Annotated in this window: 15 protein-coding genes and 3 pseudogenes; 12 read left to right on the top strand and 6 right to left on the bottom strand. The window is 48.9% G+C overall.

Annotated elements, in window-relative coordinates:
* Nucleotides 1-58 precede the first annotated feature (58 nt).
* Entirely contained in the window at nt 59-1,252 is a 1,194-nt protein-coding gene (locus AOT11_RS22035; protein WP_017422945.1) for an acetate/propionate family kinase, read from the top strand.
* A gap of 147 nt (nt 1,253-1,399) precedes the next feature.
* Here AOT11_RS22035 and AOT11_RS22030 read toward each other — a convergent pair whose 3' ends face one another.
* On the bottom strand, nt 1,400-2,965 hold the full coding sequence (locus AOT11_RS22030; protein ID WP_026050866.1) for an arylsulfatase: 1,566 nt from the start codon (nt 2,963-2,965) through the stop codon (nt 1,400-1,402).
* Between the two features lie 271 nt (nt 2,966-3,236).
* Nucleotides 3,237-3,704: pseudogene (locus tag AOT11_RS22025) on the bottom strand (LysR substrate-binding domain-containing protein); the annotation flags it as partial.
* Between AOT11_RS22025 and AOT11_RS22020 the strand changes: the two are divergent.
* The 9 genes and pseudogenes from AOT11_RS22020 to AOT11_RS21980 all read left to right on the top strand — a co-directional run.
* A pseudogene (locus AOT11_RS22020) lies at nt 3,693-4,001 on the top strand (arylsulfatase); the annotation flags it as partial. The pseudogenes AOT11_RS22025 and AOT11_RS22020 sit on opposite strands and share 12 nt — an antisense overlap.
* A gap of 96 nt (nt 4,002-4,097) precedes the next feature.
* A pseudogene (locus AOT11_RS22015) lies at nt 4,098-5,402 on the top strand (anaerobic sulfatase maturase).
* 105 nt (nt 5,403-5,507) lie between these two features.
* The gene (locus tag AOT11_RS22010; RefSeq protein WP_017422941.1) at nt 5,508-6,497 is read left to right on the top strand and encodes an AAA family ATPase; all 990 of its coding nucleotides are present in this window, start codon (nt 5,508-5,510) and stop codon (nt 6,495-6,497) included.
* Between the two features lie 11 nt (nt 6,498-6,508).
* The gene (locus AOT11_RS22005) at nt 6,509-7,471 is read left to right on the top strand and encodes a DUF58 domain-containing protein (protein WP_017422940.1); all 963 of its coding nucleotides are present in this window, start codon (nt 6,509-6,511) and stop codon (nt 7,469-7,471) included.
* The gene (locus AOT11_RS22000) at nt 7,472-8,023 is read left to right on the top strand and encodes a DUF4381 domain-containing protein (RefSeq protein WP_017422939.1); all 552 of its coding nucleotides are present in this window, start codon (nt 7,472-7,474) and stop codon (nt 8,021-8,023) included.
* On the top strand, nt 8,016-9,104 hold the full coding sequence (locus AOT11_RS21995; protein WP_017422938.1) for a vWA domain-containing protein: 1,089 nt from the start codon (nt 8,016-8,018) through the stop codon (nt 9,102-9,104). Before AOT11_RS22000 ends, AOT11_RS21995 begins: the two co-directional genes overlap by 8 nt.
* Nucleotides 9,079-10,836 carry a vWA domain-containing protein gene (locus AOT11_RS21990; protein WP_017422937.1) on the top strand — a complete coding sequence of 586 codons (1,758 nt, stop codon included), beginning with the start codon at nt 9,079-9,081 and terminating at the stop codon, nt 10,834-10,836. The genes AOT11_RS21995 and AOT11_RS21990 overlap by 26 nt, the downstream gene beginning before the upstream one ends.
* Nucleotides 10,833-12,164, top strand: a complete 1,332-nt coding sequence (locus AOT11_RS21985) for a BatD family protein (protein ID WP_026050865.1) — start codon at nt 10,833-10,835, stop codon at nt 12,162-12,164. Before AOT11_RS21990 ends, AOT11_RS21985 begins: the two co-directional genes overlap by 4 nt.
* Nucleotides 12,165-12,436: 272 nt before the next feature.
* Complete coding sequence (locus tag AOT11_RS21980) at nt 12,437-13,342, top strand: LysR family transcriptional regulator (protein WP_026050864.1); 906 nt, start codon at nt 12,437-12,439, stop codon at nt 13,340-13,342.
* Nucleotides 13,343-13,433: 91 nt separating this feature from the next.
* On the opposite strand, the gene AOT11_RS21975 is transcribed toward AOT11_RS21980, so the two are convergent.
* Both AOT11_RS21975 and AOT11_RS21970 read right to left on the bottom strand, forming a co-directional pair.
* Nucleotides 13,434-15,134, bottom strand: coding sequence for an alkaline phosphatase family protein (locus AOT11_RS21975; RefSeq protein ID WP_017422934.1), 1,701 nt, complete (start codon nt 15,132-15,134; stop codon nt 13,434-13,436).
* A gap of 24 nt (nt 15,135-15,158) precedes the next feature.
* Nucleotides 15,159-15,944, bottom strand: a complete 786-nt coding sequence (locus AOT11_RS21970) for a formylglycine-generating enzyme family protein (protein ID WP_017422933.1) — start codon at nt 15,942-15,944, stop codon at nt 15,159-15,161.
* A 165-nt stretch (nt 15,945-16,109) separates the two neighbouring features.
* Here AOT11_RS21970 and AOT11_RS21965 point away from each other — a divergent pair, with 165 nt between their 5' ends.
* Entirely contained in the window at nt 16,110-17,432 is a 1,323-nt protein-coding gene (locus AOT11_RS21965) for an anaerobic sulfatase maturase (protein ID WP_017422932.1), read from the top strand.
* Between the two features lie 20 nt (nt 17,433-17,452).
* A complete protein-coding gene (locus AOT11_RS21960) occupies nt 17,453-18,523 on the top strand; it encodes a tetratricopeptide repeat protein (protein WP_017422931.1) in 1,071 nt (356 codons plus the stop codon).
* A gap of 5 nt (nt 18,524-18,528) precedes the next feature.
* On the opposite strand, the gene AOT11_RS21955 is transcribed toward AOT11_RS21960, so the two are convergent.
* On the bottom strand, nt 18,529-20,148 hold the full coding sequence (locus AOT11_RS21955) for a VRR-NUC domain-containing protein (RefSeq protein ID WP_017422930.1): 1,620 nt from the start codon (nt 20,146-20,148) through the stop codon (nt 18,529-18,531).
* Between the two features lie 67 nt (nt 20,149-20,215).
* The gene (locus AOT11_RS21950) at nt 20,216-21,448 is read right to left on the bottom strand and encodes an L-lactate MFS transporter (RefSeq protein WP_026050863.1); all 1,233 of its coding nucleotides are present in this window, start codon (nt 21,446-21,448) and stop codon (nt 20,216-20,218) included.
* Nucleotides 21,449-21,723 lie beyond the last annotated feature (275 nt).

The following is a 21,723-nucleotide window of genomic DNA, read 5'->3' as shown; positions in this document are numbered from 1 at the left end:
AACATCGCGCCTTGGCGTCGGTCCCTTATATTCCGCTCCACAACAGGAAATAAACTTAATGTCTAATTCGTTCGTATTGGTTATCAACTCGGGTAGCTCTTCTCTCAAGTTTGCAGTCATAAACTCTGTCACTGGTGAAGCCGTGTTGAGTGGCTTGGGTGAGTGTTTCGGTCTGGAAGATGCGCGCATGAGCTGGAAATACTCTGGCGAAAAAACTGAGATTGCCATTGAAGGTGAAGATAACCACCACAAAATCGCTATCGGCAAACTGGTTGGTTTGACTGAAGAATTAGGTTTGACGAAAGATATCGTTGCTGTAGGGCACCGAATTGTACACGGTGGTGAGAAATTCACGTCGACAGTACGTATTAATGAGGAAGTGACGGCAGAGATCGAGAAGCTTGCCGATCTTGCTCCTCTGCATAACCCTGCGGGTGCTATCGGTATTCGTGCGGCGATGGAAGCCTTTCCAGCACTTCCTCAGTTTGCTGTGTTTGATACCGCTTTCCACCAAACTATGCCAAAGCGTGCGTTTACAGGCGCTATCGCGAACGAGTTATACACGGATTTCGGTATTCGTCGCTACGGTTTCCATGGTACCAGCCACTACTTCGTAAGTCGCGAAGCAGCGAAAATGCTGAACAAGTCAATTGAAGAGTCTAGCTTCATCTCTGTACACCTTGGCAATGGTGCTTCAGTGTGTGCAATTAACAATGGTGAATCTGTCGATACCTCTATGGGCTTCACGCCGCTTTCTGGCCTTATGATGGGAACTCGTTGTGGTGACCTAGACCCTGGCATTATTGAATACCTACTTAAGAAAGGTTGGTCTCAAGAGAAAGTGTTCAACTCGCTAAATAAAGCTTCTGGCTTCTTAGGTGTATCTGGCCTAACTAGCGACGCTCGTGGCATTTTAGAAGCGATGGAACAGGGCCACGAAGGCGCGACGCTGGCATTCCAAGTGTTCACCTACCGTGTCGCGAAATACATTGCGTCATACCTAGCTGCGCTAGATTCTTTTGACGGCATCATCTTCACTGGCGGCATTGGCGAAAACTCACTACCCATTCGTCGTGAGATCCTTAAGAATCTGAAACTTCTTGGTTTTGTTGAAGATGAAAAAGGCAACGAAGATGCTCGTTTCGGTAATGCAGGTGTGATTGCAACATCGGCATTGCTAAACGCAGTGGCGATGGTTATTCCAACCAACGAAGAATTCGTGATTGCTCAGCAGTCGGTTGAACTGCTGTAATGACAGCTCTTTACTGCTGATTGATAGGCCCAGTTACTTGAGTGACTGGGCCTTTTTATTTAGCACCTTTTTTGTCCATACAACTGCCCATACAACAAAAAAAGCCGCTCACATTTGGAGCGGCTGATAGAAAGAGGGGAGATAAGGTTACTTGATTTTCTGCACTTCTTTTTGCAGTTGCTCAAGTTGCTTCATCTTTCCTTGCAAACCCAGTGATTGATAGCTGATGGACGCTGGGTTCATCATCTCACCTTGTTGCATTGGGTAATCAGGCAATGTTTTGAAGAAATCCCCAATAACGTCTTGAACGGGTACAAACAACCAAATGTTGTCTGCCATCCAACGTAGATACATGCCCGATTCGTGTGGCGCTTTCTCAAATGGATCTGCACGTAAGTGTATGATTTGTGGCCAGTTTGGAGAGAAGCGAATCGCGTTTGAAATATCGCCTTCCATTACCGCAAAGTTTAGCTTCCAATCGTTCCAACGAATGGCGTTCAGTTCACCATTAGCCGTGAAGTAAAGAAGCGATTCGCGTGGGGCTTTCTTCTCCTTACCTTCGAAATAAGGCTTAAAGTTATAGCCATCGATATGAACACGCCACTCTTTACCATTCGCTTTATAGCCTTTGGCGAGTTTCTCTTTCACATTCGGTACACCTGCGGCTGCCATTAAGGTTGGCAACCAGTCTTGGTGGGCCATCATGTCATTGAATTTGCTTCCTGGTTTGATGACACCTGGCCAACGAACAAGTTGTGGAACACGCATGCCGCCTTCCCAAGTCGTCCCTTTTTCACCATAAAATGGTGTTGCGCCGCCATCAGGCCATGTCACGGTTTCTGCACCATTGTCGGTTGAATAGATAACAATTGTGTTGTCAGCAACGCCCAGTTCGTCGAGCTTGTCGAGTAGGATGCCCACTTGGTCATCGTGCTCCAACATGCCATCTGCGTAAATGCTCACGCCCGATTTACCTTGGTACTTTTCTTGAAGGCGCGTCCACACATGCATGCGCGTGGTGTTGTGCCAAATGAAGAACGGTTTATCGGCTTTTACCGCTTTTTCCATGAAGGCGAGCGAGGATTCCAAGAACTCTTCGTCTGCGTGCTCCATACGTTTACGCGTCATTGGACCGGTGTCTTCAATTTTGCCGTCAGCATAAGATTTGATCACGCCACGAGGGCCGTAGTTTTTGCGGAACTCAGGATCTTTTGGATAGTAGTAAGTCTCTGGTTCTTCTTCTGCATTGAGGTGGTATAGATTGCCAAAGAACTCGTCAAACCCGTGATTGGTTGGCAGATGTTGGTCTTGATCGCCTAAATGGTTTTTGCCGAACTGCGCGGTCATGTAGCCTTGCTCTTTCAACAAATCCGCAATAGTGGGTGCCCAATCAGGAATGCCGTGTTTTGAGCCGGGCATGCCGATGGTTAACAGCCCAGTTCTAAACGGCTCTTGGCCAGTAATGAAAGAGGCACGGCCTGCGGTACAAGATTGTTGACCATAGTGATCGGTGAACAGTGCGCCTTCGTTAGCAATACGGTCAATGTTCGGTGTTTGATAGCCCATCATGCCTTGGTTATAGGCGCTGATGTTCCAGTAACCAACATCGTCGCCAAAAATGGCTAGAATATTTGGCTTGTCAGCAGCCGTTGCGGCACCAGAGGTTGCAAGAACACCAATACCGATCGCCAGTTTGCTTATTTGGTTTGCCATAGAAACTCCAATAAGGGGTAGAGGAAGCAGAAAAAACAGGTTTTCCTGCATTAAGATGGCTAATAAGCTAATGATGTGGCTGGAAATTGTCGCTTTATAGTCAATATAACCAATGGTTATGCGAAGCGCTTGACGCCTTCATCGACAAGGAGAGCGGTGGAATGCCGTGCCGCTCGCTATGATGAAAAATGAACGCTCAATCACGTTTTAACAACCGGGTTTTGTCCGTCGAAGTGAGCGTCGAAAGCGGCTGTGATTTCGACGCTCGTGTTTATAGTTCGATGGGATGGGCGTGTGCTTGTTCGAGTTGCGCTTTTATCTTCTCTCTCAACCTCTGGTGAGCTGGGTTGTTTAGCTCGCGCTTATGATAAATGAACTTATAGGGAATCAGGCTAATAGCAATTGGGCAATCGAGAATTTGCAGTTTCAGCGCCTGACTCCATTTTAAGGCAAACGAACGAGAGACCACGCCGAGGCAATCTCGTTGGGCGACATAGAGCGCCATACTCGACAGCGACGTCGTCACAATCTCGACAATCCGCTCTTCAATAGGTTCATTGGCTAGCTGCTCAAACCCTGTGGTGTTGTTCCATTTGCCGGAAAACAGACAATGGCTCTCTTGATAAAACTGGGCTTTGCTAAGTTGTCCTTGAATACGAGGGTGGCCCTGACGGCAAATGACGACAGCGGGTTCTTGGTAGGCGTTCTCGATTACAAAAGAGGAATCTTTGGTGATGATGGGGATCTGCTGGCACTGCGCTATGGCAAATACAAATACAAATACCACTTCATGATCCAAGAGAATGAAACTGGTCTCGCAATTTGGCAGAAGCCTTTCACCAAACTGCGTGTACCTAAGATATTCGACTTGAGTATCGACCCGTTCGAACGTGGAGACACTGGTATGGGTTATGACACTTGGATGTATGAACGCTCATTCCTCATGATGCCAGCAATTGAGAAAGTTCAAGAAGTCATGGGAACATTCAAAGCGTACCCACCTCGCATGGCGCCGGGTTCGTTTGTACCGAAATAATCCTGTCTAAGCGATAGCCTCTTTGGAAAAGGAGAGGCTATCTCTTCTTAATTCATCGTCTTGCCCATACCGAGACAGCAGAAAAGAGAAATACTGATGCAAAAAGTCACTCCTCGTCATTCAACTGCGATGCCTATTGTGCCCATGAAAACTGCGGCAAAGCCCGAAGCAAATCAAAGTTATCAACGTCGTTTTCATGTGATGGCGAAACCCGGCGGTGCCAAATGCAATATTGATTGCCAGTATTGTTTCTATCTGCATAAAGAAGCGTTGCTGCATCAAAAGAAACAGCCTCAGATGAGTGAGGAGTTACTTGAAACATTTATCAAAAGTTACATAGCGAGCCAGGATGGCAATGAAATCGTGTTCTCGTGGCAAGGTGGAGAGCCGACACTGCTCGGCCTCGACTACTTTCGCAAAGTGGTTGAACTGCAGAAAAAATATCAGCCAGTTGGCGTTCGCATAGAAAATGACCTGCAAACGAATGGCATTTTGCTCAATGATGAGTGGTGTCAGTTTCTAGCCGAACACCAATTTCTTGTGGGCCTGTCGATCGATGGCCCGCGCGAAATTCATGATAAATATCGCCGAACACGAAGCGGAAAACCCACCTTTGATTTGGTAATGAAATCGGTTGAAACGCTCAAAAAATATGGGGTGAAATTTAACGCTTTGGTCGCAGTGAATCGCCATAATGCTCAGTATCCTCGTGAGGTCTATCGTTTTCTTACCCAAGAGTTGGGCGCCACTTATCTCCAGTTTACACCCGTTGTCGAATCCAATGGTTTTCAAACCACAGCGCCGCAGTTTTGGAATGAACAGATGATCCCTGTCGTGGGTAGTGAACTGGCCAAGCCGGGGCATCCTATGTCTGTGGTCACGGATTGGTCCGTGGACCCGCAGCAGTGGGGAGCGTTTCTTATTGCAACCTTTGAAGAGTGGGTGAATAACGATTTAGGGCGTGTACTTGTTAATCTATTTGAAACCGCCGTTGCGCAGGTGATGGGATTGCCTTCGCAACTTTGCGTGACGTCAGAGTTCTGCGGCAAGGGCTAGGCGATAGAACACAATGGTGACGTATTCAGTTGCGATCACTATGTGTATCCCGAATATCAACTGGCCAATATTCAGCAGCATGATTTGAGTGAGCTGGCCATGTCAACGCGTCAGTACACCTTTGGTATGGCGAAAAGAGAGTCGCTGCCGAGCTATTGCCTGCAATGCCCCTATCTTCAATATTGTTGGGGTGAATGTCCTAAGAATCGCTTGATCAAATCCCCAGACGGTGAAGTTGGACTGAACTATCTGTGTCCGGGCATCAAAGCGTTTTTTGATTATGCATTGCCAATGTTGGTTGGCATTACTCAAATCCTCAAAGCTCCTCATGACCGCCGTGAATAGCGTTTAGCAGCAAGAGGCATATAGACGTTATAACCTTTAGTTATTCAAATTGTTTTTATACTGATTTCAATCTCTTCCTTTCGTTTACAAAACTGGAAAACGCCGATGAATCACGCACAGAAAGCCATCAATCTACTCATTCAACAAACGGAAAAAAGCGTCATTGGCCAAAGGCATGTGGTTGAGGCGTTAGTGATTGGATTACTGACTAATGGCCATGTGTTGCTTGAAGGATTGCCTGGCACCGCCAAAACGCGATCGGTGAAATCGCTGGCGAAGCGGCTTAACACCAGCTTTGGCCGCATTCAATTTACGCCAGATTTACTGCCGTCTGATGTGACGGGCACAGAAGTGTACCAAGAGCGTGAGGGTAAGCCTCAGCTCCATTTTCAAGCGGGGCCTATTTTCAACAGCATTGTACTGGCCGATGAAGTGAATCGAGCACCAGCGAAAGTCCAAGCGGCACTGCTGGAGGCGATGGCGGAAGGCACGATAACGGTCGGTGACAAAACGCACCAGCTGCCTGAGCTCTTTATGGTGCTTGCCACGCAAAACCCCGTTGAGCAAGAAGGGACGTATCCACTCCCAGAAGCGCAAATGGATCGCTTCATGATGAAAGTCACGGTGGACTACCCAGAAGATGAGGCTGAACGAGAGATTATTCGTTTAGTGCGCAGCGAAGAGATGGGAGAGAAAAAAGTCAGTGGTGATGGTGATCAAGCGCTTCAGCCTATTGACCCCAACACAGTGTTAGAAGCCCGTCGACAATTGCCAACTATCGCGGTGTCTGACTTGGTCGAAAACTACATCGTGGCACTTGTGATGGCGACGCGTAAACCAGATCGCTATGCCGAAACTGCCTTATCAAAATGGATTGAAGTGGGGGCGAGCCCTCGAGCGTCAATCGCGCTGGATAAGTGCGCGCGTGCTTACGCTTGGCTGCAGGGACGTGACCACGTCACACCTGATGATGTGCGTGCAATGGTGCCATGTGTGCTAGGGCATCGTTTTTCACTTTCCTATGAAGCGATTGCCGATGGTGTTGACCATCAAGCTGTGGTGCAAGCGCTGCTTGATTGTGTCGAAATCGGATAAGGGGAACCAGTATGGTCAAGCCAACGATCGCCCCTCAGCCGCAAGGACTCGACCCTAGAGTCTACTGTGATTACGCAAGGCTTGTCCGTTTGCAAGCACAAGCCGACGGCTTTAGCTTACTGCCGCATCTTAGGGCTGGCAGCGTGCTCTCTGGGCGACACCGTTCCTTGTTTCGGGGACGAGGTTTAAACTTTGAAGAGTTGCGCCATTATCAGCTTGGTGACGACATCCGTAACCTCGACTGGAAAGTCACATTGCGTACCGGAAAGCCCCACGTGCGTCGTTATACGGAAGAGAAAGATCGCAATGTGTTGGTGTGCGTCGATCAGCGTAGCGGAATGTTCTTTGCCTCGACCGAGATAATGAAATCGGTGGTGGCAGCGGAAATTGCCGCGATGTGCGCTTGGCGAGCATTGAAAGATGGTGATCGTGTTGGCTTCGTCATTGCGTCGCATCAAGAGTTGTACTACAGCAAAGTGAAGCGCTCACAAAATGATTTGTTGGCGCAGCTAAAGCGTTTAGCGCAAACAAATCAGAGCCTAAACGTTGCATCCAAGGATTCCACCTCAGTCTCATTTGGGCATTGGCTTGAATTGATCAAACGCGTCAAACCAAGGCATTCGACTCTCATTTTTATCAGTGACTGGCGTGACTGTGAAACGCATCATCTTGACCATTTAAAGCAACTACAGCAGCACAACGACATTCTTGTTGTGATGGTGGGGGATCCACTTGAACAATCTCTTCCACCAGAGCTTGCTCGCATTAACTGGGTGATTGGTGATGGACGCTATCAACTGAGTATGGATAGCAAAGCGAAAATCAACACGGCCAGTATCAGCTTGGCGGAAAAGTCACAACAGCAGCGCCAGTCGCTCGCACAACTCATGGCGATGAAAAACTTGCCCCACATCGAATTGGACACCAAAGGCGAGCACATCGCGCACTTCCAAAAATGGGTAGGAGGGCGATAGATGACGATTCAACATACACCGCCAAGTACCTATATTCTGCGTGAACTGCACGATGTGGCAGTGCCCGAGTGTGTCAGTTGGTTGCCACAAACGGTGGGTTGGAAAGTGTTGGCCATCATTGGGGGGCTGGTGCTGTTCTACATTGGCTATCGATACCTCCGTTTTTGTTGGGATAATCGATATCGCGCCGAAGCTTTGCAGGCAATCGCGCAGTTAGATCCAAAAGATCCAGCCATGGCGAGCGAACTGTTTTCGATAGTAAAACAGGTATTGATCTACCACGACAGCGGCTACGCACGCCTGTTTGGCGATGCATTTTTGGCTGTGTTGAATCAGCTTATACCAACACAACCCCTCTTTGACGATGAGTTGGCAATACAGTGGGTGCAAAGCACCGTGAACCCCAACGTACCTTTGACTGAATCAGCGCGAGCAACACTGAAAGCGCGTGCGGCACTTTGGGTCAAATCGCATCAAGAGAAGGCGTCCAGTGTTGAAAAACGGAGTGTATTGTCTCCATGGCAATGGTTAAAAGGGCTGCGTCATGGTTGATTATCTATCGTCAATGTTGAGTCTTATTCATCTCGAGTTTGACTCTCCGTTGTGGTTTCTGGCGCTACCGCTGCCATTGGTGGTTTATTACGTTGTGCCGGCATACCGCACCAAACAAACCGCCATTAAGGTGCCATTCTTTCATCAACTGGTGGAAGCCATGGGGGAAACGCCCTCAGAAGGAGCCAGTCAGTTAACACCCAGCAGTTGGCAACGTGCCACGTTAGTGTTGTCTTGGTTACTGGTGGTCAGTGCGCTTGCCAAACCAACCATTTTGGGCGCACCGCAAATACGCGAAAGTTCGGGTCGCGATGTCATGGTGGTGGTCGATCTTTCTGGCTCAATGGCTGAGCAGGATTTTACCAGTGCGTCGGGTGCAAAAATTTCTCGTCTTGATGCCACCAAAGAGGTACTGGCGGATTTTGCTAAAACCAGACAGGGGGATCGCCTTGGTCTGATTTTGTTTGGGGATGCGGCTTTTGTACAAACGCCGTTCACCGCGGATCAAAAAGTATGGTTAGCGCTGCTCAATCAAACCGATGTTGCAATGGCGGGGCAGAGTACGCATTTGGGCGATGCCATTGGTTTGGCCATCAAGGTATTTGAGCAAAGTGAACAAAGCCAAGCCGTGTCTTCAAAACCACGACAAAAAGTGGCGATCGTGCTCACGGATGGCAATGACACTGGAAGCTTTGTTGAACCGATAGACGCGGCCAAGGTGGCCAAAGCAAAAGGGGTTAGAATTCATGTGATTGCGATGGGCGATCCCAGCACGGTTGGGGAAACTGCACTCGACATGCAAACGATCGAACGCATTGCCAGTGAATCTGGCGGCCAAGCATTTCAAGCTTTGAACCGCGATGAGTTGGCCAGCGCATACGATGATATCGGTAAGCTCGAGCCTCAGTTGTACCAAAGCATCACCTACCGCCCTAAGCAGAGTTTGCATCATGGATTTATGGGTATCGTGGTGGGCCTCTATCTAGTTGCGTTTAGTGTGGTGACGTTGAAGCGACGGATACGCAACACAAAGGTCAAAGCAACAACATTGGAAAATGAACAGAGGAAACACCATGCTTGATACGTCTTCATTCGGCATGACAGTGACGCCGTTTTTCTCTCAGTTTCACTTCCTGCGACCGGAATGGTTATTGGCGTTTGTGCCGATGTTACTACTGTTATGGATGAGGTGGCGGGAGGAGAGTGCCGCGAGTTGGAAAGCCATTTTGCCAACGCATTTACGCCAAGTGTTAACGATAGGTGAGCAAGGCTGGCGCAAGCAACTGCCGCTCAAGTTATTGGTGGTCAATGTCACTTTAGCAATTATTATTTGCGCAGGCCCGACTTGGCAGCGCCAAGCCTCACCATTTGGTGAAGACAAAGCGACTATGTTGGTGATATTGGATAACAGCAACTCGATGCTACAAAATGATCTTCCTCCCAGTCGCTTAGCTCGCTCAAAACAGAAAATTCGCGATTTGTTAGTCGCAAGAAAAGGAGGCAGCACGGGGTTAGTGGTCTTTGCTGGCTCTGCACACGTCGCGATGCCTGTAACGCAAGACAGTAAAGTCTTTGACCCGTTTTTAGCGGCAATCACACCCGAGATTATGCCCATAGAAGGTAAGCTTGCGGAAAAAGCATTGCCTCTGATTGATCAACAACTGCAAGGGCAGGCTGGCTCAAGCGTATTGTTAGTGAGTGATGGGGTGAATCCGGCCACCATCGATGCGTACGAAGCGTATTTTGCAGAAAAACCGTATCAATTACTGATCTTGGCGGCGGGCAATTCAAATGTTGTTTCCGACACTCCAGTGGATTTAGGTTCATTGAACAAATTGGCCAACGCAACGGGGGGGCGTTTAGTGCAAACCAGTGTCGATAATCGTGATATCGAAACCCTCAACCGATACGTTGAACGGAATATGCAGCTCAATGGCGACTCGTCGATGCCGTGGCAAGATATGGGCTATCCGCTGTTGTTACCCATCGCCATCATTATGATGCTCTGGTTTCGCAAAGGCTGGTTAGTGCAATGGTGCTTGGTGGTCACGGTGTCTACGTCGCTGTTTGCAACGCCCAATGCCATGGCAGAAACCGTTTCGCTTAGTGTGGAAAGAACAGCTCAGCCAAAAATGATGACGGTGTGGGAGAAGACGGAGCAGTGGTGGTGGGATCTCTGGCTGACTCCTGACCAGCAAGGTCAACGATGGTGGAACCAAGGGCAATACTTGCAAGCCGCCAAACATTTCAACGACCCATTACGCAAAGGCACGGCCTATTACTACGCCGGAGAATACGCCTTAGCACACAGCGCATTTTTAACCATGCAAAACGATCCGTCAGATGAAGCCAAAGACCTCGGGCTTTATAACGCAGCAACCGCTCTGGCTCGCCAACGAGAATATTTGGCCGCGCGTAACTTGTTACGATCCCTTGCCGATAAAGAAACCTTGAGCAGCAAGTTAAGAGCCGACGTGGAACACAATCTTCGGGTCATTGGTGGCATTGTTGAAGAAATCAATCGCACCAGTGCAAGCCAAGCAGGTTCCACGGATGGCCCAGAAGAGTCGATCGAGTTAGGGGATAACCCTCAAACTGCTGACGGCGTGGACGAGCAAACCGTTGCCGAAATGATGCTTAAAGAAACGTTAAATGCAAACGAGATCTTGGGAAGTGATGCATTAGCAGACAAATGGTTAAAACGTGTGGAAGCTGACCCCAAATACTTTCTAGCGGCTAAGTTCCAAATTCAATTGCATCAAGGGGCTAAAACAAGTGACACAACGCTCGAACAACAGGAGCAAAAGCAATGATGATGTACGCCAAATTTGCTACTCCGTTTCCACATAAGTGGCTAATGGCGATGTTTCTCACCCTCGCTAACCTGGTGCTGAGTGCGACAACGTGCGCGCAGGATATTGAGGATTTGCAGCGCAGCAACCATGTTGAGCTTTTGGCTTGGGTTGGCCAGCCGCCGAAGGCGCAGGAGACGAAAACGCTTCCCGTGTTCAGCGTTAATGAGCAGGTGATTTTGACTATCGAAGTCGCGACACCACGCTTGTTCACCGCGGGCACTCGCATTGGTCACGTTGAAATCCCCAACGTCATCGCCAAGCAACGTAATCCGTTGGCAACCAACTATACCGAGCGTAAGGACGGCCATACGTGGTCGCGTCAGCGTTGGGAAATCACGCTTTACCCGCAGGCGTCGGGGCGCTTTGTCGTTCCCCCCATAGCGGTGAGCGTGCAAGTATCTGCGCCCAATGGAGAAAACGTCTCGGGCACGCTCTACACCGCGCCGATTTCGTTTGACGCTTCTATGCCTTCAGGATTGATACAGCAACAATCGGCTTGGTTTAGTGCCAGTGACGTTGAGGTGGAGCAGCAATGGCAAACCTCCTCGGAGCCGTTGAAAGTCGGGGATGCCATAACCAGAACCATCACCATTCGCGCCAAAGATAGCCTTTCTGTGTTGCTCCCCAAACTCCTCAGCAACGAATCCACGCCTCGCTATCAAGCGTATCCTCAACCCAATCGTCTGGAGGATACCCAAATAAGGGGTGACTATCGTTCGAGTCGCACAGAGGAAACCGTGTATGTGATTCAACAAGGTGGGGATTTGAGCTTACCTGAGCGCCAATTTCAGTGGTGGAACAGTGATAGCCAGACGCTGGAGACGGTGGTGATTGAAGGCAACACTTTTCATGCGAAACATACGTTTCAGTCGTTTATCCGTGCCTACTCGAAGTGGCTTGTCGCGGGCGGGCTATTCCTGCTCACGTTGATGGCGGTGATCGTTATGGTGAAACGCCATTATCGTTCGCGACCATTACCGACATGGTTGGTGTTTCGCCGTCTGCTTAAAGCCAAGCGCTGGCCGGCGGTTCGGGCGCTGCTGTACAAGCAGTTACGAGTCAATGATGGCGAATTGCAGATCGCTAAAGCTCATGATTCAAAACCTTGGCAACAGAGCACGGCGCTGTTTCATCAAGGTGTAGAAGACGTTTCTCTGATGAAGCAGCTTTGGCAAGGCGTACAAGCAAAGTCACGAGGTTACTGGCGCATTTCTTTACCCAAGGCATTGCCTAAGTTGCACCGTGACCTACAGGCGAAAAATAAACAGGTGAAAAAGGATGGGTAGAAATCATAGTAACAGAATTGGAATCGTCGCTCTGCGTTAGCGCTTTTAACCACCGCTTTCCACTATGGCTTTTAAGCAATGCTTTCATCCAACTTTTCAACAGCACAACCGCCGTATTGAGTGGACCCCAGCGGAGATGGGCTCAGTTTGGGTCAATGACGGGTTAAATCTCGCTAAAATGCGTTCTGTCACTAACTTTTACAGCACGCTCGTCGTGCCATGGCGTTGGGTTGGGTAAAATTGGGCCATTCGTTTGTGTTCCCGGTTTTGCCATGAAAAATACCGATTTGAATCTCATCCCCATTTTTGTTGCGATTTTTGAAGAGCAGAATCTCTCGAAAGCCGCGGCTCGTTTGGATATTAGCCAGCCTGCCGTGAGCAAAGCGCTGGCACGTTTACGTGATATTTACGATGAGCCGTTGTTTCACCGCAGCCCGTCAGGCGTAGAGCCAACCAGTTTCGCTGTGGACATCTATCCCGCAATGCTGACAGCATTTAAAAACTTCACCTCGACCTTATCCGCATCCAGTGAATTTGAAGCCAAAGTGTCAAATCGGATTTTCTCGATTGCTTGTGTGTCGGTCGCCAGTTATGAGTTGATGCCACAGCTTTTGAAGCAAATTCGTCAGCACGCGCCAAATATCTCCTTGGAAGTGCACCCCCTGTTTACGGAAGATTACGAAAGTGACTTGCGGTTGCAGCGTTATGATTTGATCATCGACATGGCGCCAAGAGGGTGGACGACCTTAAAAGTGGAACCTATTTTTTCCGAACGATTAATGGTGGTCTGCTGCGCGGATCATCCACGTATTGCTGACGCGTGTAGCGTTGCGCAGTTTTTGGCAGAAGAGCATGTGGTGGTTTCACGCTGGCACGCGCGCAAAAGCTTAATGAGTGAAGAAGATATTGCCGATTTAGCGCAACGGAAAATTGTCTATCGTGCGTCCGGGGCATTGGAAATGTTACCGGTTATCCATGGCAGTGAGTACATTGGTATGCTGCCGGAGTCGACCATCAATGCCTTTGCAGGAACCTACAACATCAAAGCGGTGTCTTTGCCTTTTGAGCACGATATTTACGATTTATGCGCGATTTGGCATCCAAGCCGCAGCAGCGAAAGTGCGCATCAATGGTTGCGAAATCAACTCAAAGCGGCTGTTAAGGTGTTGAAACGATAACAAATAGAAAAACGGCAGTGATGACACCATCTCTGCCGTTTTTGTGTCTGTTTGCATGGCGTGCTTAAGGCGTTGCCACCTATCTCACCGCCTATCTCACCACCTCTTTCACTACCTCACTAAGCACCTGACCAGTCGCCCCACTGGGCTGGGTAATACCAAGCTTATTGGATAAGGTTGGTGCAACGTCATACGGAGTGATCGCTCGAGAAACGCGCTGCGCTTTCACATCATAGCCCGCAAAAATTACCGGCACATGCGTGTCATAACGCCATGGAGAACCGTGCGTCGAAGCGATGGTTAAACCATCCATATCATTGATGTAGCTGCGAGCGCCAAACACCAAATAGATATCGCCCGAGCGTTGTGGGTGATAGTTGTTTTTGATCAACTGTGTAATGCGGCTATCCACGACTCGGTTGTTTTCGATGTCGCTGCTGGTGATGGCGTACGCAACGCCTTCCACCTTCGAAACCTCTTCGGCGATCATTGCTTGTACATCAGCTAAACTCGCCTTGCTCTTGGCAATCACGTCATGGTTAAGGTAGATGTAAGGCTGTGCGTAGAGGCGAATGGCGTCTTTACTTAAGCCAAATTCTTGCTTTAAACGCTGCTCTATTTGGGTTGAGAACAGCGTCTTTTGGTCGAAATACTGCGCTTGGCGTAAGCCAATTTGACGAGCATTTGGTGATGCTTCGGGCACGCCATGGTCAGCGGAGAGTACAATCAGCGTATTGTTTAATCCTACCTGCTCATCCACGGCGTCAAACAGCTTCGCCAAGGTGCGGTCAAGCCGGATCAAGTTATCTTCGGTTTCCAAACTGTTTGGACCGTACATGTGAATCACATAATCGTTTGACGAAAAACTCACCGCAAGATAGTCGGTGGCGTCGCCCTTACCTAATTGCTCTTTCTCCAACACTCGTTGCGCGAAGTTGGCCGTGATCTCGTCACCCGCTGGGCTCAAAGTCAGCATGGTGGAAAAATACTTAAAGCTGGCCGGGCCATAAGGGTGGGGGAAAGTACGGGCAAAACCAGCGAGGTCCACCTTATGTTCTTGGCTGATTTCTTGGAGAGTGTAGCGATCTTGCGGCAGAGTGAGTGACCATTTTTGACCTGAGTATTGTGCGGGAATTTTCTCGGCGTTCCACTGCGTCACCCATTGTGGCGTCTGGTCATAATAGTAGCTGCTGGTGACAAACTCTGAGGTCGCTTTGGAAAACCAAAACGCTTTGCCAGAATGACCGCCCAATGAAATTGCTCCTCGGTCTTTGACGGACACCGAAAACACCTTGGCTTTGCCGTTGGAAGAGAGCGCCAGTTCATCACTGAACGTCGTCGTCAAAATGGGTTGTGGTGAGCGGCCATCTTTCAGCGCGGTTTTTTGAGTCGGGTCGATTTCGGTCGCTTTGTTGACACCAGCATGGCTATTGAGCATGGTGTAGTTTTCGTCTTCGACATTGTAAACAAGGCGCTCTTTCTGCCTGTCGTACCACACATTGCCGACCATACCGTGAACCGACGGCGGCGCGCCAGTTGCCAGCGACACATGGCCGACGATGGTTTCTGTATTGCCGTGCTGATAGTGTGCATTGGTGTAATAAACCCCCTCATCCATCAAATAGCGAAAGCCTTTTTCCGCGAAGTTGTGCTTGTATCGGTCGAGTAAATCGCCACGTAGTCCATCAACGGTAATTTGCAATACTAAGGCTGGCTTTTCGCTTGCTGCCGCGATTGCATAGGGGGTGAAAGCGCAAAGTAGCGATGCGCCAGTGAGCCAAACTGCTTTCATTGTCGTCCTCTTTGATGTTGTCGATCAATCAATGTCTTTTGCCAGTCGCAAGCCCATGTCGGCCATGCGTATCGATTGACTGGCGAAATCACGTCGGAAGTTTTCCGATTCGTCTGCAGCGTAAGAAAAGCTGCCGCCGCGAACGGATTTATGCGCCAAGCCCGCCGTTTCATCTTTGGCATTACTTGGGTTGTGGCTTGGGGCGTATTTGTAGTAACCCGCGTCAAAGGCATCGATGACAAATTCACCCACGTTGCCAGTCATGTCATAGAGTCCGAGCTCATTGGGTTGCTTTAATCCCACCGGATGCGCTTGGTTATTGGCATTGCGCACATACCAAGCAACCTCATCAATGTTGTTCGAGCCTGCGTACGTAAACCCTTGGTTATGCACGCCACCGCGAGCGGCAAACTCCCATTCTGCTTCTGTCGGTAAGCGGTAGTGCTCGCCTGTCAGGGTGTTCAAGCGTTCAATGAAGTAGTTCGCTTGCTGCCAACTTAAGTTGTTGACGGGAACGTTTGGATTCGGGAAATAGCTGAGCGAGGAGCCCATCACCGACTCAAACAGTGCTTGAGTGACTTCGAATTTGGCAAGGTAAAAACTATCCACAGTCACTTGGTGTGCAGGGGTTTCAGATTTCTTTGCACTGGGATGATCAGAACCCATCTCAAAAGTGCCGCCTTCGACCAATACCATCTCTTGGTTAATGGCCATGGCGATGGGATGGGGCGTTGAGCTACAGCCGTTCGCAAGCAAAGCAACCGTAAGAGGAAAGAGGGGAAAAAGCCAGTGACGAGGCGATAAAGTCATCCGAAATGCTCCTTAAGTCAGCGAGCTTTCAGCTTACGCATTGTTGCCATGAAAAAAGGTTATAACGGGTATAACAAGCCCTTGTTCGGAAAGCCTTTTAAGATGCATTTATCGAGATTTTCTTCAAACAAGACTTGGCGCTCGGCGCGAAGAAATAGGTGAATTATGCAGATTACTCAGGGCCCACAGTTTAATGGTAAAGCATCAAAGCGTTTACACGTGATGGCAAAACCGATTGGTGCTGTTTGCAACATCGACTGTACGTACTGCTATTACCTCAGTAAACAGGACTTACTTGAGTATAAGAAGGGCTGTACGCCCGTGATGGATGAGGCAACGCTCGAAACCTATATTCGTCAGTACATTGAAGGGCAAAATACGCCTGAAATTATCTTCTCATGGCAAGGGGGAGAGCCGACGATGCTTGGCTTGGATTACTTCCGAAAAATCGTTGAATTCCAAGCCAAATACCAGCCAGAAGGGGTAACCATCGCCAACGATCTGCAAACCAATGGCACCTTACTGAATGACGACTGGTGTGCATTTCTTAAAGCGCACAATTTCTTGGTGGGTCTGAGTATTGACGGCCCTGAAATGATGCATAACGCCTACCGCACCAACCGTGCGGGACGAGGCACATTTAAGCAAGTGATGAACGCGGTGGCGCTGCTGCACAAACATCAAGTGCCGTTCGCCACATTAACTTGTGTGAACAATTTGACCAGCCGTAACCCGTTAGAAGTGTATCGTTTTTTGCGAGATGAGGTACGCTCGCCGCAAATGCAATTTATCCCAATTGTCGAGCAGAAAAGCTTTCGTACAACCGCCCCGCAAACATGGCAACCGCAAGCTCAGCTCAAGCAAGGAGATAAGCGCCTCATTCCCGGCCACAAAGATTCGGTAATGGAGCCATGGTGTGTCGCAGACGAGGCTTGGGGCAATTTTCTCATTGCTATCTTCGATGAGTGGCTTCAACACGATATCGGGAAGGTCTTTGTGCAGTATTTTGAAGCCAGTGTCGAAACGTGGATGGGGCGAAAGAACCCATTGTGCACGCTAGGGGAAATTTGCGGCAAAGGCTTGGCCATGGAGCCGAATGGCGATGTGTTTGCGTGCGACCATTATGTTTATCCCGAATATAAAATGGGCAACATTCATCAGCAGTCACTAGAGCACTTGGCCTATGGCGATGAGCAACAAAAATTTGGTTACGGCAAGGTGCGTTCGTTAACCAGCCAATGCCAACAATGTGAGTATCAATTTGCTTGCTTTGGTGAGTGTCCGAAAAACCGTTTTATCCGCACAAAACAGGGTGAACCAGGGCTTAACTATCTTTGTGCGGGTTGGAAAAAGTTTTTCGCTCACGCAGACAAAGCTCTGGCGTATGTTTTACGCGCAACGGGCCATCCGGTGGTTCATGGTCAATACAGTGATCAAGCGATACGCCAGTTGGCAAGCCGAACATCGCGTTTTGAAACGAAGTTTTAAGATCCAGCGTTGAGGTAAAAATGATGACACGTTCCCACACTCTTTTACTTGCGGCCTTGGGCCTCTCTGCGCAAGTCAGCGCGCATGATGTCTCTTTTATGCAGTCGCCTAGTGCAGGTGATAGCGAAGGCAAGAGTGCAACTCTTGAGCTCACTCACGCTACTTCTCCTCAGGAAGTGGTGTCGAAACTCTCCTACCAAGCGCAAGACAAAAGCTTGCCGACCGAGCTACGAGTCGGCGCGCTAAGAAATTTGGCCAATTACCCAAGCCAAAACGCGCTGGTGGCGGTCAGTCGCAACCTGCAAGAAAGTGACCCTGCATTGCGTGAAGCGGCCATTGTTGGTGCTGGTCCATACAATATTGCCCACCGTTGGCGCATGGTTTCTCCATTGCTCACCGATGACACCGCAATGGTGAGATTGGCGTCCACGGTGAATTTGCTGCGCGACTATGGCAATCTCAGTGAGAGCCAACAGCAAACGTTAGATGCGCCGACAACGGAGCTTATTCGCTATTTAGAGCAGAAAAAAGACACCGATTCTCAATTGCTGCTGGCAGACGTTTATCGCTGGTATAAGCAGTGGGACAAAGCGCAGCCGCTCTATCAGCAACTGACGGAGCAAACGCCAGATAATCCGCAAGTTTGGCTCAGCTTGGCAGATAACTATCGCGCGCAGAAAAACGAAGATGAGGCGATAGGAACGCTGGATGAAGCTATTCAGCGACATCCAAGCAATGCGGCGTTGCATTATTCAAAAGCGCTGACGTTGGTTCGTTTGGATGACAAAAATGCGGCAGCACAAGAGATGGAATTGGCTGCCAACATGGCTGAAAACAACAGCTATTACTGGTATCTCAATGGTGTGTTGCAAGAGCCGTTTGATGTGCAGAAATCGGTTGGTGCTTTTGAACAAGCCTACTTAATTTCAGGAGCACCAGAGCAACTCTACGCGGTATGCGACATCTACGCACGGTACGACAATCCCAAGACAGAGCTCTGTTTGACAGAGCTGCAAAAAGTCGCACCAGAGTATGTCATCGATCAGATCAAACAGAAAAAAGACGAACGAAAATTATCGGCGCGCGGCTAGTCTGCCTAGCCAGCTTGATGCTCTACGTAACACACAGCGAAAGGAATCGCTAATTGCTTGAAATGGTGTATCCAACGCCACTGATTATCTTGCAGTTTGTCACCGGGCCCTTTGACTTCAATCCATTGATACTCACCATCTTTGAACGCGATCAAATCGGGCATGCCATTGCGGTAGAGTTTTAAATCACTGAGCTGGATTTTAAATAACGCCACCAAGCTTTCACGCGGTATGCTCTCTAAGGCATGCAAAAGTAGACTTTCTGACAGTGCTGACCACTGCACCAATGGGTTCGCAATTCCCTGTTTTTCGCGAAAACGCTGCAAAATAAATTCATTATCACCGGTTAGTAATTGAGTAAACGCCTGATCGATCTCGGCGGCGCGCTTGTGCGTAAAATCGTCATGATACAAATCAAGAGGGCGATGCTGGTAGGTATTGATGAATGCGCCTTCGACGGGGGCAAAAAAGGCAGGCCAGAAAGTGAGCCCGAGCAAACCGTTGAGTAGGGCATTTTCGCTGTAGAATACGTGCCAACCTAAACGCTCAAAATGCGCCAACGCTGCGATTTCGACGCGTTGTTGTGACAGATCGAGCGAGATGCGGTATTCGCTGCATTGAGGTTTACTGACTCGCGGCAGCTTTTCGCCCAACTTGCGTTTTAGTCTCTGTTCTAGCTTCTGGGCTACTTCAAATTCAGAGACGTCAATTGGCTGGGTGAGCATTTCGGTGACAATGTCACTAAATGGCTGGTTATGTTCAAGTTTATCGTAGATGCGAGCACGGCGTTCTCGGCTGGGTGCCAGCGTAGTTTGTTCAAACAGTGTGAGCGCCGTAGTGAACTCGCCAAGTCGTTCAAAGTCTCGGGCAATGTCATTGAGCAGATGCTCGCGTTTACGGTCGACATAGGGATGTGCCACTGGGCCAGGCAGTACTGCCTGCAACTGCTCCAGATTCTCCTTCTGTTTTCGATCACAAAGCCAGTAACGGTTGGAAAGCTCACTAAGGTCGATTAAGCGATCAATCTGCTCTCGGCTATCGAAGAATCGCCGCTCTTTACTTAACTGGTAAGCTTCGAATTGATGCAGACCGAGATCATCTAAAACGAATTGGCTCAGATCTTGATGAGTGTTTGCAAAAAACAGCGTCAGTAGTAGGTCGATCATGTGAGCGGAGTTGAGCTTGATGACGGTGAAGGCTAGTTCATCAAACTGAGTGAAGGCATCGTCGCTTAGACAATTGACCAGTGCCTCTTTCTTTTGCGTTTTGGTGAGATGGGGGTAGAGCGAAAGCAGCTCTGGTTTTGTGAGTAAGTAGAGAGCGAGCTTTTGGTGAGAAATTACAGGAGAGAGTTCGACAAACTCGCCTTGGCTGAGTATGTCTAGGGCGTGATCAATTTGTGGAATTTCAGCGTAATGCAGTTTATCACTACGAAACCAACAGCCTTTGCGACTGTACAAACGTACCAGAAGGCATTGCGCACGCTTATCAAGCGCAGTAAACGCCAAAAGCCATTGCTGTTCGTCTGTTGTCAGCAAATCTTGGTACCACTGCAGTGCGTGGCGCGTAAGCTTAAAAAAGTTATCGAGATAGTAATCCGGGGCGAGTTCAACGCTGTTTTCCATAAACGACCGACAATAAAAAAGGCTTAACCCGCAGGTTAAGCCTTTTCATGTTCAAATCAACGCGTAATTACGCCTTTTTCAGCTCTGCGACTTTCGCTTCTGAAAGTGGTTTCGTTACCAGTGCAAGCACAATACAAACGCCCATCATCACGGCTGAAATTGTGTAAGCCAAGGTGTAGCCTGTGCCGTTGGTCATAGAGAAACCAACCACTGCTGCACCAATCGCACCACCAATACCCCATGCTGTGTAAAGTACGCCATAGTTAGTGCCGTAGTTTTTCAGACCGTAGAATTCTGCGGTTAGAGTAGGGAAGACCGCAAGAAGCGTACCGTAACCTACTGCTGCGATAGCCGTACCAATGATCAGAGTGAACTCAGATTGGAACGTTGCGAACAGAACCATGTTGATGCCCTGTAGAACGAACGCGAGAAGAAGCGTACGCACGCCGCCGATCTTGTCTGCAAGCATACCTGCTGCAACACGGCCGCCTGAGTTAAATACCGCAAGAATAGACGCAAGGTAAACCGCGTTAGGCAGGTTTGCTTGAACGCTTGCGATGGTGGTGATGTTACCGATGATCATCAGGCCAACAGACGCTGCAAATGCGTACATGATCCATAGTGCGTAGAACTGTGGCGTTTTAAGCATCGCTTTCCACGTCAGATCGTCAGATTTCTTCACCGCTTTAGGTGCTTGGCCTTTTTTTACTTTCGGCTCTGCTGGGGTGTAGTCTGCTGGTGGGTTATTGATGGTTGCCGCTAGAGGCACCGCGATAGCAAGAACACCAACACCAAGAATCATAAAACTGGTCTGAATACCCATGTTCGTGATCAGAGCTGAAGTCAGTGGCGCTAGGTAGATCGCTGCAAGACCAAAACCTGCTGCGATGATGCCGTTAACCATGCCTTTCTTCGATGCGTGGAACCACTTCATCGCCGATGGAGATAGACAAGCATAACCAAAACCGATACCCGCACCGGTGATCACACCAAACGTGATGTTGAGCATCAGTGGAGAGTCAACAAAACCAGATGCAATCATACCTAGACCTGTAAGAACAGTACCTAGGATAAGAATCATACGTGGACCCATGCGGTCTTGAAGAATACCAGCAACAAGAAGACAAATAGAGAACGTGATCGTTGCGGTTGCGTAAGGGGCAGACGCTTCTGCAGCGCTCCAGCCTGACTCAGTCACTAGTGCTTTGTTGAATACACTCCAAGCATACAGGATGCCAAGACAAAGGTTGATACAGAATCCTGCAAGCAGGATGCGCATAGCTTTATCAATCTTGCTCATTTTTGTTCTCAGTGTTGCTTCTGGTAATACCAAAAGGGGGCGAATAAAAAGGTGGTTAAACTCAAAATTAGTTTGCGTTTTTCAACAGATAACGCAATGAGCGCGGATTATAACCAATCCTTTTGTGATTGGAATCTCTTTTTAAGGCCAGATCTGAAAATATTTTGATACGTTAAAAAAGTGTTGTTACAGAGTTTTCTGAATTAACGCTTGTTTGTGAAAATCTTGTGATCTTTGGATGTTGAGCGCTTATCTGGCGGGGCTTAGATATGCGG

The organism is Vibrio vulnificus NBRC 15645 = ATCC 27562 (genome assembly GCF_002224265.1).
Taxonomy (GTDB): Bacteria; Pseudomonadota; Gammaproteobacteria; order Enterobacterales; family Vibrionaceae; genus Vibrio; species Vibrio vulnificus.
This window is presented reverse-complemented; position numbering and strand designations above follow the sequence as displayed.

Coding starts and splice junctions, on each gene's coding strand:
- AOT11_RS22035 (WP_017422945.1), top strand. CDS start 59: ATGTCTAATTCGTTCGTATTGGTTATCAACTCGGGTAGCTCTTCTCTC.
- AOT11_RS22030 (WP_026050866.1), bottom strand. CDS start 2,965: ATGGCAAACCAAATAAGCAAACTGGCGATCGGTATTGGTGTTCTTGCA.
- AOT11_RS22010 (WP_017422941.1), top strand. CDS start 5,508: ATGAATCACGCACAGAAAGCCATCAATCTACTCATTCAACAAACGGAA.
- AOT11_RS22005 (WP_017422940.1), top strand. CDS start 6,509: ATGGTCAAGCCAACGATCGCCCCTCAGCCGCAAGGACTCGACCCTAGA.
- AOT11_RS22000 (WP_017422939.1), top strand. CDS start 7,472: ATGACGATTCAACATACACCGCCAAGTACCTATATTCTGCGTGAACTG.
- AOT11_RS21995 (WP_017422938.1), top strand. CDS start 8,016: ATGGTTGATTATCTATCGTCAATGTTGAGTCTTATTCATCTCGAGTTT.
- AOT11_RS21990 (WP_017422937.1), top strand. CDS start 9,079: ATGAACAGAGGAAACACCATGCTTGATACGTCTTCATTCGGCATGACA.
- AOT11_RS21985 (WP_026050865.1), top strand. CDS start 10,833: ATGATGATGTACGCCAAATTTGCTACTCCGTTTCCACATAAGTGGCTA.
- AOT11_RS21980 (WP_026050864.1), top strand. CDS start 12,437: ATGAAAAATACCGATTTGAATCTCATCCCCATTTTTGTTGCGATTTTT.
- AOT11_RS21975 (WP_017422934.1), bottom strand. CDS start 15,134: ATGAAAGCAGTTTGGCTCACTGGCGCATCGCTACTTTGCGCTTTCACC.
- AOT11_RS21970 (WP_017422933.1), bottom strand. CDS start 15,944: ATGACTTTATCGCCTCGTCACTGGCTTTTTCCCCTCTTTCCTCTTACG.
- AOT11_RS21965 (WP_017422932.1), top strand. CDS start 16,110: ATGCAGATTACTCAGGGCCCACAGTTTAATGGTAAAGCATCAAAGCGT.
- AOT11_RS21960 (WP_017422931.1), top strand. CDS start 17,453: ATGATGACACGTTCCCACACTCTTTTACTTGCGGCCTTGGGCCTCTCT.
- AOT11_RS21955 (WP_017422930.1), bottom strand. CDS start 20,148: ATGGAAAACAGCGTTGAACTCGCCCCGGATTACTATCTCGATAACTTT.
- AOT11_RS21950 (WP_026050863.1), bottom strand. CDS start 21,448: ATGAGCAAGATTGATAAAGCTATGCGCATCCTGCTTGCAGGATTCTGT.